General features: G+C 47.0%; 16 protein-coding genes. 6 read left to right on the top strand and 10 right to left on the bottom strand.

Going from position 1 to position 18,071, the window contains the following annotated elements:
* Positions 1 to 126: 126 nt before the first annotated feature.
* The 9 genes from gspK to gspC all read right to left on the bottom strand — a co-directional run bounded on the left by gspK (position 127) and on the right by gspC (position 9,170).
* Positions 127 to 1,125 (bottom strand): type II secretion system minor pseudopilin GspK, encoded by a 999-nt coding sequence (gene gspK / locus CKQ84_RS09040; RefSeq protein ID WP_105251000.1) that lies wholly within the window; start codon positions 1,123 to 1,125, stop codon positions 127 to 129.
* Positions 1,122 to 1,904, bottom strand: coding sequence for a type II secretion system minor pseudopilin GspJ (gene gspJ / locus CKQ84_RS09035; protein ID WP_105250999.1), 783 nt, complete (start codon positions 1,902 to 1,904; stop codon positions 1,122 to 1,124). Before gspJ ends, gspK begins: the two co-directional genes overlap by 4 nt.
* Entirely contained in the window at positions 1,885 to 2,253 is a 369-nt protein-coding gene (gene gspI, locus CKQ84_RS09030) for a type II secretion system minor pseudopilin GspI (protein WP_105250998.1), read from the bottom strand. Before gspI ends, gspJ begins: the two co-directional genes overlap by 20 nt.
* Positions 2,240 to 2,815 (bottom strand): type II secretion system minor pseudopilin GspH, encoded by a 576-nt coding sequence (gene gspH / locus CKQ84_RS09025; protein WP_105250997.1) that lies wholly within the window; start codon positions 2,813 to 2,815, stop codon positions 2,240 to 2,242. Before gspH ends, gspI begins: the two co-directional genes overlap by 14 nt.
* A gap of 1 nt (position 2,816) precedes the next feature.
* Complete coding sequence (gspG, locus tag CKQ84_RS09020) at positions 2,817 to 3,251, bottom strand: type II secretion system major pseudopilin GspG (protein ID WP_105250996.1); 435 nt, start codon at positions 3,249 to 3,251, stop codon at positions 2,817 to 2,819.
* A 62-nt stretch (positions 3,252 to 3,313) separates the two neighbouring features.
* A complete protein-coding gene (gene gspF / locus CKQ84_RS09015) occupies positions 3,314 to 4,537 on the bottom strand; it encodes a type II secretion system inner membrane protein GspF (protein ID WP_105250995.1) in 1,224 nt (407 codons plus the stop codon).
* 3 nt (positions 4,538 to 4,540) lie between these two features.
* Positions 4,541 to 6,106, bottom strand: a complete 1,566-nt coding sequence (gene gspE / locus CKQ84_RS09010; RefSeq protein ID WP_105250994.1) for a type II secretion system ATPase GspE — start codon at positions 6,104 to 6,106, stop codon at positions 4,541 to 4,543.
* Positions 6,099 to 8,216 carry a type II secretion system secretin GspD gene (gene gspD / locus CKQ84_RS09005; RefSeq protein WP_105250993.1) on the bottom strand — a complete coding sequence of 706 codons (2,118 nt, stop codon included), beginning with the start codon at positions 8,214 to 8,216 and terminating at the stop codon, positions 6,099 to 6,101. The genes gspE and gspD overlap by 8 nt, the downstream gene beginning before the upstream one ends.
* Positions 8,217 to 8,240: 24 nt before the next feature.
* Complete coding sequence (gspC, locus tag CKQ84_RS09000) at positions 8,241 to 9,170, bottom strand: type II secretion system protein GspC (protein ID WP_105250992.1); 930 nt, start codon at positions 9,168 to 9,170, stop codon at positions 8,241 to 8,243.
* Positions 9,171 to 9,423: 253 nt separating this feature from the next.
* Between gspC and hslR the strand changes: the two genes are divergently transcribed.
* The 4 genes from hslR to CKQ84_RS08980 all read left to right on the top strand — a co-directional run bounded on the left by hslR (position 9,424) and on the right by CKQ84_RS08980 (position 14,251).
* Positions 9,424 to 9,822 carry a ribosome-associated heat shock protein Hsp15 gene (hslR, locus tag CKQ84_RS08995; protein WP_105250991.1) on the top strand — a complete coding sequence of 133 codons (399 nt, stop codon included), beginning with the start codon at positions 9,424 to 9,426 and terminating at the stop codon, positions 9,820 to 9,822.
* A 14-nt stretch (positions 9,823 to 9,836) separates the two neighbouring features.
* Complete coding sequence (gene hslO / locus CKQ84_RS08990) at positions 9,837 to 10,697, top strand: Hsp33 family molecular chaperone HslO (protein WP_105250990.1); 861 nt, start codon at positions 9,837 to 9,839, stop codon at positions 10,695 to 10,697.
* 198 nt (positions 10,698 to 10,895) lie between these two features.
* A complete protein-coding gene (locus CKQ84_RS08985; RefSeq protein ID WP_105250989.1) occupies positions 10,896 to 12,437 on the top strand; it encodes a phosphoenolpyruvate carboxykinase in 1,542 nt (513 codons plus the stop codon).
* Positions 12,438 to 12,691: 254 nt separating this feature from the next.
* Positions 12,692 to 14,251, top strand: a complete 1,560-nt coding sequence (locus CKQ84_RS08980) for an AbgT family transporter (protein ID WP_105250988.1) — start codon at positions 12,692 to 12,694, stop codon at positions 14,249 to 14,251.
* A gap of 196 nt (positions 14,252 to 14,447) precedes the next feature.
* On the opposite strand, the gene CKQ84_RS08975 is transcribed toward CKQ84_RS08980, so the two are convergent.
* On the bottom strand, positions 14,448 to 14,804 hold the full coding sequence (locus CKQ84_RS08975) for a hypothetical protein (RefSeq protein WP_105250987.1): 357 nt from the start codon (positions 14,802 to 14,804) through the stop codon (positions 14,448 to 14,450).
* Between the two features lie 538 nt (positions 14,805 to 15,342).
* Between CKQ84_RS08975 and CKQ84_RS08970 the strand changes: the two genes are divergently transcribed.
* Together CKQ84_RS08970 and CKQ84_RS08965 are read left to right on the top strand one after the other, a co-directional pair.
* Positions 15,343 to 16,593, top strand: a complete 1,251-nt coding sequence (locus CKQ84_RS08970; RefSeq protein WP_105250986.1) for a dicarboxylate/amino acid:cation symporter — start codon at positions 15,343 to 15,345, stop codon at positions 16,591 to 16,593.
* Between the two features lie 274 nt (positions 16,594 to 16,867).
* Entirely contained in the window at positions 16,868 to 18,004 is a 1,137-nt protein-coding gene (locus tag CKQ84_RS08965; protein WP_105250985.1) for an FUSC family protein, read from the top strand.
* Positions 18,005 to 18,071: the final 67 nt, after the last annotated feature.

Genomic DNA, 18,071 nt, shown 5'->3' with positions numbered 1-18,071 from the left:
TTGTCCACCAGATTCTGCCGGGTGAGCACTGCCATTATTTTTGGCCACCAACATCAAACCTTGCCGGGTGAGCACTTCCATTATTTTTGGCCACCAACATCAAACCCTGACGGGTAAGCACTTCCATTATTTTTGCCCACCAAACTGACGGGTAAGCACTTCCATTTTATTGCCGCCGCTCTTTTTGAGCACACTTTCCATTCTAAATACGGCGTTATCAACCTTCGCCCCCGAGGCCAATAAAAAATATTGGCTATCGATGACAAAGCTCGACTTCATGGCACCTTCCCACTTGATCGATCCCATGGATGAGCTTTCATAAAAATCATCTATCTTGGCAAAGCCATCACCGGGGCGTTGGTTGATGATACTTTCTGCTTCGCCTACCGAAATCTGATTTTCGAGCATGCCAGCTAACAGTGCCGCTTGCTCGACTTCCAAGGTATTCACATTCAGTAATTGCCTGTCATTGCCAGGGATAACGCATACATAGGGCAAGAGTTTCAAATAGATATCTTGGGTGTATCCCATCACTGCCCGTAACTCACTGCGATGATTCATCAGTGTATTGGCCGCACGGTAAGGCACATTTCGCGCTTCGTATTCCGCATCTTCGGCACCATAAGGGCTAGCAGTGGTGTCTTCGTCGATATAATCTTTTAAGGTCTGGGTCAGACGGTCCGCACTAAAGTCGTCCATCCCTAAACTCACCAACAAGGCCTTATATTGCTTCGCCGCCAGCGGCAGCTTAGGTTGACTGTTTTCCACCTCTTTCGTGGTCACAGACAAGGCATTTAAGTTAAAACAGGCGCGCATATCAGTGATCTTGCCAGCAATTTCACCGTATTCCGCCGGAAACACAACATCGGCCATGGCCCAATATTGTTGCCTGTGGACTCGACCTTCCGAGTCGTCTAAATCTTGTTTTAAAATCTTCTTCGCCAGTTCTTCGGCAGAAATCGCGTACCAATAGGCTTGATCGTACTGGGCCAAGTTCAACGTTCGACGCATGGATAACTGATTACGACCTGTGATATTTGTCGCGATGATCACCACCATGGCCACAATCAAGAGCACAACTATCAGTGCGACACCGCGCTGTTTAGACCGAGATTGGGTTCTCATTCGCGGCCCTCATCTTCAGGGTCACCATCACCTGGATCACCAGAACCGTCACCTGGATCGTTCCCCGAGCCATCATCGACTCCATCACCATCTTTGTCTTTATCTTTGTTCGTATCGTCAGGATTTTCGTCTTTATTATCGTCATCCTTAGACTTTTCTGGTGCAACAGCACCCAGCGGCAACAAGAACTTACGTTGGATCTTGCCTAAACCTTCAATCTCAATCTCCATGGCGATCGCTTTAGGCAACTTAGTCGCCTCGACTTTGCGCTCCCACTTGTCTTCCATAAAGAAGGAATATTCCACCGACAGCACTTTGTCGATAATAACTGTCTTAATCGGCTCGGCGCCAAATTCAGGCTCAGGATAAGGAAAATACCAACGTTCCAGCCGCCCTTCATGCACCACATACGCCACCGACTGTAAGCTGCCTCGCGGTAATAAACCGTCGGGATTTAACCAGCCTAAACGGTAAAACACTAAGGCTTCTGATTCCGAATCTAAGATATCATTGCCCGTTTGGAAGACGGTCGAACCTCGACCACCTTCGAGTAATCTTGGCGTGCGCGCCACCATTTGGGCGAGATCACGCTCAATCGCACCAAAACCTTGCTGTAGAGCTTTAAGCCGAGTTGAAAACGCGCGCGTCACTTCATCGTTAGTCAGCACAGTGCTGAGTACCGCATTAGAAGCCAAACCTATCATGGCGAAAATCGCGATGGCGATCAGCATTTCCAGCAGGGTGAATCCCCGCTGCGCACTAGTTAGTTTTAAGGACATAACTGCTCACTTGTGCGGCAATACGCTGATAGCGTTCGTCTTCACTCACACTTATGCGGATCATACGAAAATTATCGTCCGTCGTTTTCACCACTTCTTTACGCCAATACCAATCCTTTCCTGCGAGCTCAACTTGACCTTCTTTTTTACCGATTTCAGGAAACTGTGGATCAAGTCTGGCATCGACCATCTGATTATCAGCCACCCACTGTGCCAAAGTGCGCGATTCCAGAATCGGCATGTTTGCCATCTGCTCACCCAAACTTTTAGTGATAGACACGGCCGCAATTGAAAATACGGCAAGGGCCACAATCACTTCGAGTAGGGTCATGCCCTTAACGCGTTTCATCGGGGCGCCCTATGGTTAATCTGCCCAGCGCATCACCAACCACTAACGTTTCGGCCTGCTGGCCTTTGTTAGTTTTAGCGATAAACGTCAGCTCAAAAGCGCTCATTTCACCGCTCGGGAATAGCATGACCTGTGGCTCAGGGTGTTTCTTCTTATCATCGGCAGAGGGTTCAATCAACGGTTCTTCAAACCAAGAATCGTCTTTCTCATCCTCTTGTACCAAAGGTAAACCATCGAGCACTAAGTTCAGTACAACCCCTGGCTCCATTTGCTTTTCAGATAAAAGTCTGTCTTTATCCAAAGGCTCCCACTTACCTTCTTTATAAAAAACAAACTGATAACTGGTTTTCTCAATCACAATACCAATAAACTGGCCACTTAAAACGGTTTCATCAAGCACCATTTCAGTGGCCGCAATAAACTGCCGCGCCGTTCTATCTAAGGCCTGTTGCGGCCCAGAATTGCCGACAGACATAGTCACAGCCGCTGCCGTGAGCCCCATCAACAAAATCACTAGCATCACCTCCATTAAGGTGAAACCAGCGTGACGCAGCTTTAGCATCTTATTGGAAATTCTGTAAATTCCAGTTACCGATGTCATCTTCGGTACCTGGTTGACCATCGGGGCCTGCACTGAAAATATCTAACTTGCCGTTTTCGCCAGGGCTTAACAACAGGTAGTTATTGCGCCATGGATCTTCTGGCAAACGTTTTACATAACCATCTTCACGGTAGTTACGTGGCTCAGGCGAAATCGTAGGCTTTTGCACTAATGCTTCTAAGCCTTGTTCGGTCGATGGATAAACACCGTTATCTAACTTATACATATCTAAGGCATTTTCGAGTGCAACTATGTCAGACACGGCTTTTTGTTGGTCAGCCTTGTCTTTGTTACCCATCAAGTTAGGCACAACCATAGAGGCTAAAATCCCTAAAATCACGATAACAACCATCACTTCGAGTAAGGTAAAACCTTGATGTTTCTTGTTCATTTGCATCGACTACTTCTCCTAAAAAATCCTATGCCAATCGACTTGGTCATAATCCATAAATTCAAAAATTAACCGCTAATCAAGTTATTCAAGGCTAAAATTGGCTGCAAAATTGCCATCACGATAAAGAGCACAACACACGCCATACTGACCACTAGCATAGGTTCGAATACACCCAATGCTATGTTGACGTTACCTTCGAATTCCCTGTCTTGGTTATCGGCGGCCCGCTCTAACATCTGCTCAAGTTGACCACTCTTCTCGCCCGACGCAATCATGTATAACATCATAGCCGGAAACAACTTAGTATTAGTCAACGCTGCACCTAAGCTAGTTCCTTCCCGCACGCGTGCGGTCGCATCGTCCACTGCGGCCCGCACTCGCATATTCTGCAACACTTCACTGGCGATACGCATACCATCGAGCAAAGGTACTGAACTGGCAGATAAGATACTTAACGTCCGCGCAAAACGCGCCGTATTTAACCCCTTACTCACGCGGCCAACAACTGGCATGCTCAATAAAAAATTATCGTACTTCATCCTAAACGCAGGTGACTTTAACATGCGCCGAAAGAGTGCGAACAGCAGCACTAAGGCGATGACCACAAACACACCATAGTTTTGAACAAAGTCAGAGGCCGAGATCAAAAATCGAGTCGAGGCGGGAAGCTCAGCGCCCATGTGCTCAAACTGTCCGACCACTTTAGGCACAACCGCTGCTAGCAGGATTGAAATCACCCCTATCGCCACTGTGGTCAAAACCGCGGGATAAATCATGGCTTGGGTCAGCTTAGATTTAAGCTGTTGGCGTCGCTCGGTATAATCCGCCAGACGATTAAGCACCACTTCTAAGTGACCGGATTTTTCACCCGAGGCCACCATGGCACGGTATAAATCATCGAAAATATGCGGAAATTCAGCCAAGGAATCGGCCAGACTATAACCTTCCACCACCCGAGAACGTACCGCCATAATCATGCTCGCGAGACGATCTTTCTCGCACTGCTGACCAACGGCTTTAAGGGATTCTTCAATCGGTAAACCCGCGGCCACTAAGGTCGCAATTTGGCGGGTGATCAAAGCTAATTCAGCAACTGAAATGCCACGTTTGAAAAACGAAAAACTGCTGCTCTTAGCTTTGGCTTCTTTTTCAGTAACAGGCAGTATTTCCAAGGGCATCATGCGCTGATCGCGCAGTTGGCTGCGGGCGTGCCTGGCGGTATCCGCCTCAATCACGCCCTTAAGCTGCTTTCCCTTGGCATCCAGTGCCTTATATTCAAATGCTGGCATAAATTACTCCTCGCGAGTCACACGTAGCACTTCTTCGAGAGTGGTGATGCCCGCGAGCACTTTGCTCATGCCATCGTGACGAATGCTCGGTACAAACTGACGAATATACTTTTCGATGGCTAACTCACCGCGGCCGCCATGGATCAATTCACGCACATTATCGTCAACCAGTAATAGCTCATGAATACCGGTTCGACCACGGTAGCCATTGTTACCACAGGATTTACAGCCATTGGCACGGAAAATACGTCTGTCGTCATCGGCGGCTATGCCCAGCAACTCACGCTCACGCGCATCGGGCACATGCTCGATTTTACATTTAGGACAAAGGGTTCGGATCAAACGTTGAGCCAACACGCCGAGTAAACTTGAAGACACGAGGAAAGGCTCTACGCCCATGTCTTGCAAACGTGTAATCGCGCCAGACGCTGTGTTGGTATGCAGGGTTGAAATCACCATGTGGCCAGTGAGTGACGCTTGCACCGCAATTTGCGCGGTTTCGAGGTCACGGATCTCGCCTATCATCACGACATCGGGGTCTTGACGCAAAATAGCGCGCAGACCACGGGCGAAGGTCATGTCGGCCTTAGTGTTAACTTGGGTCTGACCAATACCGTCTAACTCGTATTCGATAGGGTCTTCTACTGTGAGTATGTTGGTGTCTTTGGAGTTGATCTCCGTCAAACCCGCATACAAAGTAGTACTTTTACCCGAGCCCGTTGGGCCAGTCACCAAAATGATCCCGTGAGGACGACGAATAAGATCTTCAAACTTAACGCGAATACTGTCTGTCATCCCCAATTGTTCTAAATCGAGGTTGCCAGTATTTTTATCCAGCAGACGCAGTACAACACGTTCACCGTGGCTCGATGGCATGGTCGATACCCGCACATCTACCGCACGACCTGCGATTCGCAGCGAAATACGGCCATCCTGTGGCACACGTTTTTCGGCGATATCGAGGCGAGCCATAACCTTAATCCGCGACACTAACAGCGACGACAGTTTACGGTTTGGCTTGAGGACTTCCTTGAGCACACCATCGATGCGGAAACGCACCACGAGCTGTTTCTCGTAGGTTTCGATATGGATATCCGACGCTTCTTCTTTAATCGCTTCAGATAACAAGGCATTAATCAGTTTGATGATAGGCGCATCATCATCACCTTCGAGCAAGTCTTCGGTCTGCGGCAGCTCTTCGGCAAGGGTGAATAAATCCATCTCGTTGCCTATGTCTTCCATCAACTGCTGCGCTTCAGACGAGTTCGCCTGATATGCTTGAGTGAGTTTGGCCTCAAACTTCGCCACTTCGAGCTTAACCAAAGGCAAATCGACACCCGAATAACGCCGCGCTTCGAGCATAGCCGTTAACGGTGTTTTACTCGTATAGAACAAGCTTAACTCGCCCGTTTCGCCCAGCGCGAGCACCACATCGTGGCGGTGTGCAAAGGCAAAAGGTAAACGCTCTTTACTGCTCGAACGAAATACCTCATCACCTTCAGCTTCAAGGCCTAGCTCATTAGAGACTTGGCTAAGGTCATCGACTTGGGATAGTTGAATTTCACTCATTGGTTTTATCTTTGTTTTTGTTTTCATCGAGCGTTTTGAGCGTTGGATCAGTTTTACGCATCTGGGTCTCTAAACCTTTACCTTCTTTATAACGCTCTAAAATCTCATTAACTTCAGGTGGTAAATACTCAGACTGATTCCATTCATCTAGTACAGGCACTTTAGTATCAGGCATTAAGTTAACGCCACGCTCTTGCTGTTCAAGCTGTAATGCTCTGAAATAATTATATTTACGTCCAGCAATCCCTTCCATCGTGATGCCATCACGTATAATCGTTGGCTTGATGAAGATCATGAGGTTTTTCTTCGTTTTTTTACTCGAAGAAGATTTAAACAAATGTCCTAGAATAGGGATATCACCCAAGAACGGTACTTTTTGTATACTTTCTTGTACTTCTTCGTTGATCAAACCACCGAGTACCACAATTTGACCAGAATCCGCCATAACGGTAGTGGTTAAGCGACGAGTCGCGAAGGAAATATCCACACCTGTATTACCGTTAACCCCAGAAACTTCCTGTTCAATCGTCAGCTTCACTGAGCTGCCTTCGTTGATCTGCGGCACCACTTTCAGTTTAACCCCAACCTCTTTACGCTCAACGGTTTGGAATGGGTTACTGTTGCTCGAGCTGGCGGTAGAACCTGTCAGAATAGGCACTTCGTCACCCACAATAAACGAGGCTTCTTGGTTATCTAAGGTGGTAATAGAAGGCGTTGCCAGTACGTTTGAGTTAGTGTCACTCGACACGGCTTGAATTAAGGCACCAAAGTCGCCCATGGCCACGCCCCAAGCCATACCGTTCACTTTACCTAAGGCTTGAGCAAGTAAAGTAACATCACCTTTAGTATCTGGGTTTTTGCCAATCACGTCACCTGTATTTGGGTTAGTGATGAATGTCCCTTCTTGATCTTGCGCCTGCCATACACCTGCACCAATTTCACCTATGGTTGGGCCTAAGTTATTAAACTGAGTGCCACCGCCCGCTTTAGCAGCCCATTGGACCCCGAAGCCAACGTTATCGCCCTCTGCCACTTCAACGATAATCGCTTCAACTAACACTTGAGCACGGCGGATGTCGAGTTGATTAATGACGCTCTCGATAGTGCGCATCTGATCGGGTTCAGCACTGATCACTAAGGCGTTGGTTTCAGTATGCGCCATGATATTAATTTCATTACGGCGTTTACCACCACCCGCAGCCTGAGCGCTCGGATCTTTCTCGCCTTCCAACTTTTGGGCAAAACCGGTCAGCACTTCAACTAAATCTTCTGCTTTGGCATAACGTAGATAACGAACTTTTGTGTTACCTGTACTGGCTTGTTCGGCATCGAGACGATGGATAAGCTCAACCACACGTTGGCGGCTCTTCTCATCACCGCTCACGACCACGGCATTGATACGTTCGTCAGCAACCACTTTTGGCGCTTGGCCTGGCAATTGGGATTGGTTAGCGGTAGCACGATAAAGGGTATCGATAATTCGTACCATTTCACCCGCAGAAGCAAATTCTAACGGCACGACTTGCACCGAGGTATCGCCTTGCTTATCCACTCGACGGATAATTTCGACTAACTTGTTCACGACAGCGGCACGGCCAGATAACATCAAAACATTGGAGGGGTCGTAGTTTACTACGTTGCCGCCACCCGCATTATCATTAAGTTGACGCAATAACGGCGCTAATTGCTTAGCCTCAGTGTTATACAAGGCCACGATACGCGTCACCATTTCATCACCAAGGCCGGGGTCGTTATCGTTAGCGACTCGAATTGCAGCGGTTTTGGCATCTTTGTCTTTAATGACTTTAATAACGTTATTTTCCATCTCGACGATGGCATAACCGTAAACTTGTAAGACGTTGAGGAAAAACTGGTAATACTGTTCATCGTTCAACAGATCATAACTGCGAACGTTGATTTTGCCGCGAATTGTCGGGTCAACTATGATGGTCTTATTCAGGTTTTTACCAACTATATTGATAAATTCTTGAATATCCGTGCCTTTAAAGTTGGCCGCATACTGTTCAGACCAAGCGAATTGGGAGGAGAACATGGCTGCACCCGCAACAACCCCAGCAATCAGCTTGCGTCGAATCCTTTTGTTATTCATTCTTTTTCTTTCCTCTAACGCGTGTTATTGCGGCAAACTAAACATGATTTCAACCAATTGTCCTTCCCGCTCAACCATAATAGAAACTTCGGTTAACTCGGATAATTGGCTCATCATTTCTAACGCTTGACTCATTACGGTCAAGTCGTATCCATTAATCGATTTGGCTAAATCGTTAGCTTTAAAACCCGCCTGCTTAAACAAATTGGCGTCTTTCCCTGGATTCAAGCGATATCCCGCCACAGCGTCACCCTGTCTGACAGGTGAAATGGCAATATAATCGGTGATCTTACTGGGGTCGGCTAACAATTCGGTGCGGGATTCGGCGAGTTCTTGGGAGATTTCGGCATTTTTACGTTGATCGACACGGCTCACTGCCGAGCCAGTCTTATTAGTCTTAGCTTGTTGTAACTGTTGATTGGCTGGGCTTTGGCTAGTGTAAACTAAGCCATCGAGCATTAATGTCTCGTAACGGCCAGCGTTAGTAATGATAATACGGTCGGCATAGACTTCTTTCAGTGATGCCGAAGTGCCCTTGATTTTATCGCCTAAGCTGTAAGTCTCTTGGCTGCCGTTTGACTCAATGATTGCTAAGCCTTTCTGATCTGCTGTCGATGCAACAACGCCAGTGAGCTGAATAGATAGCGTGGTCTTAGGCGCGTCGGTCACAGTCTCAACAACCTCAGTTTTTGGCTTTTCAGATTTAGCATCTGCCTTACCAAAGAGACCAAGCTGCTGCAAACCCGCAAGATCAACCTGCCCAGCACCTTTACCCGTCAGGTTAACGGGCGTTGGCGACCAAGCACTGGGTGATGAGCTAGTAGGCACTAATTTCCATGTAATTTGCGCGGCTAACAACATGATCACAATAAAACCCAACCAGAAGACTATCCGGCTTAAGGGCTTATGGGGCATGCCAATGGCTTTTGCGATAACTTTATCTAATAAATCCATATTTTATGTGGACCCTCGATACAGGTCTCTGTTCTGATTATAATAATTAGGCGATTACCGTGTCATGCTAACCTAGGCAGCATTTGGCAACAAGCCCATAACAGCATTCAAATTGGCGAAAATAAGCCAATTATGCTAACTTTGCCCGCCATAAAAGGGTGTGAAGCACGCCACCCTTTAACATAATAGAAATGCTCTTCACGCATTTTCTTGCTCGGCATGTGAACTCATCGATCTTTTAGCTGGAGACACTATGACTCAGGGTCAAAGCGATAAAACAGACATTCGACTCGATAAGTGGCTTTGGGCTGCACGTTTTTATAAAACCCGTGCCATCGCCAAAGAAATGATTAACGGCGGCAAAGTACATTACAACGGCCAGCGTGCCAAATCTAGTAGGAATGCCGAGATAGGCGCCGTCCTTAAGATACGCCAAGGATATGACGATAAAGAGATCGTCATAAAAAAATTATCGCAATTACGCCAAAGTGGTTCGATTGCACAAGAATTGTACGAAGAAACCGCGACAAGTCTGGCTAAACGGGCCATTAATGCTGAGCAACGACGCCTCCACATGCTCAATAACCCGATACCCGATCAGAAACCAGATAAAAAGCAACGACGCCAGCTCATGCGCTTTAAAGACCTTTAACAGTGAGATACACGATGAACCAAGATACTTTACACCGCTACTTGTTCGATAATGCCGATGTGCGCGGTGAACTGGTGCAGTTACAAGACAGCTATCAACAAGTGATCAGCGCCCAAGAATACCCAGCCGTACTGCAAGTGCTACTGGGTGAATTAATGGCAGCCACCTCACTATTAACCGCTACATTGAAATTTAGCGGTGATATCAGCGTACAGTTACAAGGCAACGGCCCTGTTTCTTTAGCGGTGATCAACGGTAACAATTTACAAGAGTTACGCGGTGTGGCTCGCTGGAATGCTGAACTCGCCGATGATGCTAGCCTCACAGAACTCTTCGGCCAAGGCTATATGGTCATCACCTTAACACCCGACGAAGGTGAACGCTACCAAGGTGTGGTCGCACTGGACAAGCCAACACTTGCTGCCTGTGTTGAAGAATACTTCAATCAATCTGAGCAGTTACCTACGGGAATTTGGTTATTTGCCGACGGCAAACAAGCGGCGGGTATGTTCCTACAAATTCTGCCAAGCCAGCAAGATCACAACGCCGACTTCGAACACTTGAGCCAACTGACGTCGACCATCAAGGCCGAAGAGCTATTTACTCTTGATGCAGAAAGCGTGTTACATCGCCTCTATCATCAGGAAGAAGTACGCTTATTTGATCCTATCGATGTGAGCTTTAAATGCACTTGTTCCCATGAACGCAGTGCCGGCGCGATCAAAACCTTAGATCAAGCAGAAATCGAAGCCATACTGGCCGAAGATGGCAAGATAGAAATGGGTTGCGAATATTGCCACGCTAAATACACCTTTGATGCCATAGACGTAGCAACCTTATTTGCTAACGGTCAGACATCAACAACCCAGCAGTAAAACGACTCCCGCTAAAAAATGGGCGCCCTATTTGGCGCCCATTTTTTATTCATACCTATAATCCCCTCACACATTGCACTCGGCTTAGGCTACAATCGCCCTCACTTTGTCACCTAGCACGACTCAGGCGATAAATAAAATTAAATCGGCAGACGATCGATATTAAAATAACCTTACAAATCAAATGGAGACCTCACTATGGCGGATGGATTAAACCGCGTTCACTTTAACCCCTCAACAGCACAACTTGTCGAATTTGCCCTGCTACGCGGCGAAGGTGAATTGACAGCCAATGGCGCATTAGTTGCTAAAACAGGCGCTCGCAGCGGTCGCTCACCTGGCGATCGTTTCATTGTAAGAGAACCCAGTTCAGAAGCTGACATCGAATGGGGCCAAGTCAATCAGGCTTTCGATCCAGGTGCTTTTGAAGGTTTATGGGCACGGGTTGAAGCTTACCTAGCCGATAAAGAACTGTTTGTATCTGATCTCGAAGTCGGTGCCGACACTGAACATTACCAACCAGTACGAGTCACCACACAATACGCTTGGCACCAACTGTTCGCCCGCAATCTATTTATCATTCCTGAAAAATTTAATCGTAAAGACAAACCAGTGTGGCAGATCATCAATGCCCCTGACTTTGTTTGCGTACCAGAACGTGATGGCACTAACTCAGATGCGACCGTGATTTTAAACTTCGCTGAACGTAAAGTGCTGCTTGCCGGCCTGAAATACGCTGGCGAAATGAAAAAGTCTATGTTCTCAGTGCAGAACTTCCTACTGCCAGCCCAAGGCGTGCTCCCAATGCACTGCTCGGCCAACGTGGGTAAAGATGGTGACACTACGCTGTTTTTCGGTTTATCTGGCACAGGTAAAACCACACTTTCTGCCGATCCAAAACGCTTCCTGATCGGTGACGATGAACACGGCTGGGCACCTGGCGGCGTATTCAATATTGAAGGCGGTTGCTACGCCAAATGTATCGATTTAAGCCAGAAGAATGAACCTGTTATTTGGGATGCGATTCGTTTTGGCACTGTGCTTGAAAACGTCGTAATGGACGAACACCGCGTACCTAACTACAAAGACAGTAGCCTAACGGAAAACACCCGCGCAGCCTATCCGCTGGAGCACATTGCCCAACGTAAAGAAGACAACTGCGGCGCTGAGCCACATGCGGTTGTATTCTTAACCTGCGACGTATCTGGCGTATTACCACCGGTTTCTATCCTGACCAAAGAACAAGCGGCATACCACTTCTTGTCTGGCTATACCGCCAAAGTAGGTTCAACTGAAATCGGCTCAACCTCAGCGATTCAATCCACCTTCTCAACGTGCTTCGGCGCACCTTTCTTCCCGCGCCCTGCTGGCGTGTACGCTGAACTGCTAATGAAGCGCATTGAGTCATTCGGCAGCCAAGTGTACTTAGTCAACACTGGTTGGACTGGTGGCCCACACGGTGTAGGTAAACGTTTTGACATCCCAACCACCCGCGCCATCGTCGATGCGATTGTCAGCGGTGAATTGAAAGATGTTGAAACCGTCCACTTAGACACCTTGAACCTCGCCGTTCCTGTGGCAGTCACAGGCGTAGACAGCAATTTACTCAATCCAATCAACACTTGGGGCGATAAAGCGCTATATGCCGAATACGCCCAGAAGCTGGCCGAAGCTTTCACTAAAAACTTCGCTAAGTATCAAGTGTCAGACGCTATCCGCAATGCAGGCCCAAAGGCTTAAGCACGTAGCGGCTCCATTCGGATAATGTAATCAAACACATTGTTGAGTAAAAAAGCACGGGTTCAGTCATGAACCCGCGCTTTTTATTTGCGGCTAAATTGATTTAGTGACGATGAAATCCACCCGCACTAAAGCCACTGCGATAGATTTTTATGTGTTTTATTTCTTATCGATTAGTTAAACCAAGCTTAAATTAATGCTGCGTTTTTATAATCACCGATAACAATCATCATTTTTTAGGAAGCGGCACCCAAATGGAAAATCATAAACCTGTCACTGGATTCCAGCGATTTCTCAATGGCGTCGAAGTCGTCGGCAATAAACTGCCTGATCCGGCGGTATTATTTGCGATGTTTCTGGGCTTAGTCTGGTTGATCTCTTGGGGATTATCGGGTGTCAGTTTTGATGAAATCGACCCTCGTACTGGTAACCCGATTCAAGTCGTTAATATGCTCGAAGGCGGTGCACTGACCGCGTTTACCTCGACGATGGTCACGACCTTTGTGACTTTCCCGCCGCTCGGTGTCGTGCTGGTTGCTATGTTGGGTCTAGGCGTTGCTGAACATACCGGCTTTATTAATGCGGGGCTGCGCTCCATTTTATCTGTTACCCCCAAGATGTTACTCACTCCGGTATTGATAGCCGTGGGTATTCTAAGCCATGTCGCGGTTGATGCGGGTTATGTACTCGTTATCCCACTCGGCGCGGTGATCTTCTATGCCGCGGGTCGTCATCCCTTAGCCGGTATTGCCGCCGCTTTCGCTGGCGTATCCGGTGGTTTTTCTGCGACCGTTGGCGTGCCATCCAGCCTTGACCCTATGTTAGCGGGCTTAACTCAGGCAGCGGCAAGATTATCCGCCGACCCCGCGGCCGCCACATTAACGATTAACCCACTGAATAACATCTTTTTTACTTCGGCTTCTGCCATTTTAATTATCTTAGTTGGCTGGTTCTTAACGGATAAAGTTATCGAGCCGCGCCTAAAAAACACTGCGGTGAATGGCGATCCCAGCACGCTCCCAACCCTAGATGAACTGCAACCCCATGAGCGCCGCGGACTCAAATTCGCCATGGCCGCCATGTTGTTATGTGCTTTAGGGCTGGTGTTTACCGCCTATGGTGACAACTCTGCCTGGCGTGGTACCGATGGCGCCCTAACCAGTGCCTCGGCCCCCTTAATGCGATCCATTGTGGCGATTATTTTTGTGTTCTTCCTCGTGCCCGGCATAGTGTATGGCTATACCGCTGGCACGGCAAACAACCACAGAGCCATTATTCAAGGCATGAGCAAATCCATGAGCGGCATGGGTTATTACATCGTGATGGCCTTCTTCTGCGCCCAGTTTATTTATGCTTTTGGTCAATCTAATTTAGGCGCGTTAATGGCCATTAAAGGCGCGTTGGCGTTAAAGGAATTAGCCCTTCCTATGGGTGTGACTTTGGTGGGAATTGTGTTTCTCACGGCGTTCGTCAATCTATTAGTGGGTTCCGCCTCAGCCAAATGGGCATTGATTGGTGCCATTATGGTACCCATGTTAATGGAACTAGGTGTGTCACCGGATTTGACTCAAGCCGCTTACCGAGTGGGCGACTCATCCACTAATATCATCACCCCACTGATGCCTTACTTTCCGTTAATTGTGGTGTTTTGCCAAAAATACGTTAAGGAGTCGGGCATAGGCACCTTAGTGGCGCTGATGTTGCCATTTTCAATCAGTTTTCTTTTACTTTGGAGCGGTTTCTTATTGGCTTACTGGGGCTTTGGCCTGCCTCTAGGGATTGGCAGCTCGCTCTCCTTCCCCGCAATGCCTTAGGGCGTTCAAGAGGTATTCAGAGTGCTTACGAAATTGAATTCATAATAAACAGGCGCTCAATACCTCAATAACCACTAAATGGTGCACAACTTATTACCTCGCCTTAAACGCAAATGCCGACGTTAACCGTCGGTATTTTACCGCTAACAACACGTAATTTTATTTTATATAGAAACAACAAAATAAAAATAAACACTTAAATATCTATAAACGCATCTCGCTCATAGTAAAAGATAATAGCTTCAAGCAGTTCCTGTTCACTTGGCAGGGCTTTTTGCTGCATCAGGTTATCGATCACATCCTCAATCTGATCCATATTGAGCAGATAGCAATAACCATTGTTTATCAGACTATCTTCAAACTCATCGATTTCTTCATTAGACCAATCCCTCATATCATCGACAATTGGCAGTAGCTGCGTGGTCAATTGGAGAGTTTCATTTTCCGCAGTATCTTGATAAACAAGCCAATATTGTAAGCCTCGCTGAGTAATACACTTATTAATCCAGTTTTTTAACGGCTCTGATTCGCCAAGGAATGATCCTATATCCACCAATGTCTCCTTCATATTAACGTCAGAGTGACATGTTAACTTGCTTAAAAAACATAAGTCTATGGCTTTGAGTTAATCCGATCCTTCCAGTCATTTCATCCATAAATAATGGAAAAAACGGGTTGTATGCCACAGAAAAAACTACGCAAAGGTTAAAATTGATACTTTCAACAGTCGTTATATCTACCCAACGCGACTCTGCAACCCAACGCAAAATCACAATTCATCAATCCAGAAGTTAAAAAACCACAATAAAATAAGCTTTATTCATTTTTAAGCGCATAAATTTAAGCATTCCTCATTTAACGTTAACGTGATTTAGACTTTGGTTATTTTGAAACCAAGGTTAGTGATGTTTCACAATCTCCTGCTATGCAATTGTGGTACTTTACTCGGTCAAAAATGTCGGGCATTTGCCTTTAACATAGAGTGAACCTTTAGCCTAGAGTAAGCCTTAATCACTAAAGCTTGAGTCATCTAGGTTCAAATCGTCTGTGCATGACACAAAATGCTGCGGCAACTGGGGAGTTTCGCAAGAATGAAGAGCAAGAGTTTATTAGGTAACATTGGTGTGCAAGTGGTTATTGCCATGATTATCGGCGCACTGGTGGGTTTTATCATGGGCGAGAGTGCAAGTGTGTTTGCACCACTCGGAACCATTTTCATCCATTTAATCAAAATGCTAGTGATACCACTGGTATTGGTTTCTATCATCAGCGGAGCAGCGAGCTTAGGCGATAGCCCATCGGCGGGTAAGATTGGCATTGGTACTTTCGGCTTTTTTATTGTCACGTCGGGCTTTGCCGTTGTGCTTGCACTCTTGATGGGTAATCTGTTCCAACCGGGTGCAGGCGTTGATTTTACCGCCCACAGCAGCACAGACTTGATGGAAGTAACCAAGGAACATGGCGCATTGCCTGGGGTAATGGATACCTTTATCGGCATGATCCCAACCAATGTGTTCGAGTCGCTGAACGGCGGTAACATATTACAAATCTTAGTCTTTAGTATCTTCTTCGGCATCGCACTGACTAAAGTTAAAGGCGATGGCGCGAAACCTATTTTGGCCGCACTCAACACAGTCGTCGATGCCTTTGTGTGGATGATCAACTGCGTGATGATCATTGCCCCTATCGGTGTATTTGGTTTGATGGCCGATTCTGTCGGTACCTTCGGTTTCGATGCACTAGAAGTCGTGTTTAAGTTATTCGCCGTGTTTGTGGCTGCGATTCTGATCTACGGCTTTATCTTCTTCCCATTAGTGGTACAACTCTTCTCAAGAGTGTCGGCGCGCCAGTTTATTTCGGCAATGAAGAAACCACAGGTGATGGCATTATCGACCGCCTCTTCAATGGCGACTCTGCCAGTGAATATGGAAACCTGTGAGGAAGATCTTAAAGTCTCTAAGGCAACCACGGCTTTTGTACTGCCGTTAGGCGCCACCATAAATATGAGCGGCAACGCGATTTATTATGGTTTAGTAGCCATGTTCTTCGCCCAAATGTATAACGTTGATCTGTCGATGACAGCCTATGCGGCCATCATTTTCACCTCAACCTTAGGTGCAATTGGTCAAGCAGGTGTGCCGGGCCCATCCTTCTTAGTAGTGGCAGTGCTGTTAGCTGCGGGAATTCCTATCGATGGTTTACCTTTGCTGTTTGCATTAGACAGGGTTTTTGACATGATCCGTACCGCACTCAATATCACTGGCGATGCGGCTTGTGCCTTGATTATGGATAAATACACAGAAGTTGACGTTAAAGCGGATAGTGAGCGCAGCTTAAGCTAACTCAAACACTTTGAATATAGGCTTGAATAGGCAACGCTTATTCAAGCCTTTTTTATATCTGCAGCACGGTATAATGGCCTGCCTCTACACGCATCAGTTAAGCCTATTTAATCTGAGTGTTAATGTGATCTCTCCCGCGCCATCCACTAAGCTCAATTTGCTAGATTTCGCAATTTACATTTCTTTATGGCGCTATGGCCGCAAGTGACACGGTTTTTCTGCGATACTGCCACCAGATTAACATCGCTAAGTTAGCTCAAAGGAATTTTGCCCTATGTCTGTATTTGCCCCAGCCACACCCTTTGCCGACTTTATCTATCGCCATTTCCGCTCAATCCACGCCCTAAAGCTCGGGCTAGCCTTACTCGTTGCTGTCACTATTAATGCCATTTGGGCGCCACCGCATTTTATTTGGAGTATGGTCACGATAGTGATCATTATGATGAGCTTACCTCAGGTAGGCGGCGCGATTGAAAAGTCGCTACAAAGGGCTATAGGCACTTGTTTAGGCTCAGCTTATGGGGTGATGTTAGTTGCCACTGTGGACAGTTATTGGCTAATTATGAGCCTGCTGATCTTAGCCGTTAGCTTGATTTGTTTTATCTCGGCCGGACGTTACAGCTATGCCTATTTAGTGGCCGGATTTACCATCATAATCGTCGTCGGCGACGCCAACCATGACACCTCTGAGGCACTATGGCGCACGGCCAACATCCTCTCCGGCTGCGTGATTGCTATTTTGGTCTCACTGTTCATTTTTCCGATTAAAGCTAAACAAGATTGGCGCTCCCAACTCACCCATGCCATCGACAATATGGCCGAAGTATTAGCCGAGCACCTTAAGGCACCCGCTAATCATGAGCTCGATTTTCGCGCTAGACTGGAGGCTGCGATGAAAGCCGTACTCACTCAAAAGAAACTGTTTTTCTCCTTGGAATGGGAAAGTCAAACCCTCAAAAAACACAAAGTGCTACTGTCGCAGTTAGCCAATAAACAAGTGCGCTTAATCACCTTACTCGAACTCTTACCCTTAACCCGCTGGCAGGAAGAAGACAAAGACGCCTATCTGCAGATTAATGCGGTTGCCTCTGAGCTTGCCTTCTATTTGCAACAACTTGCAGAATTTGTAGCGGGTAAAGCCCAACAATTGCCGACACTGCCAGAATGTTTAGATCAAGAATTACAACACAGACTCCAGCTTGCCCTAGTTGCAGCCACTCAAGCATCAACCGCTGATCCAGTGACAGCCGTAAACGACCAAGTGCCGCAGGGATTTGCACTCACAGGTTATAGCTGGCTGATTTATCAGCTCGCGATTGCCGTCGAAGCACTTTATAAAGACATTGCCATTATCGACATTGCCTATCACAAGCGGCCAGCTTCTCAGATAACGCCCAACAAAGCAGCTTAGTCGATTTTACCATTCCGCTTAGTGCTTAAATCCATGTCAGAAATGCCGGATAACCCTTAGCCGCCCT

Origin of the sequence: Shewanella sp. WE21, assembly GCF_002966515.1 — a bacterium.
GTDB classification, from domain to species: Bacteria; Pseudomonadota; Gammaproteobacteria; order Enterobacterales; family Shewanellaceae; genus Shewanella; species Shewanella oncorhynchi.
The sequence above is the reverse complement of the archived record's forward strand: the minus strand, read 5'-3'. Positions and strand labels throughout refer to the sequence as shown.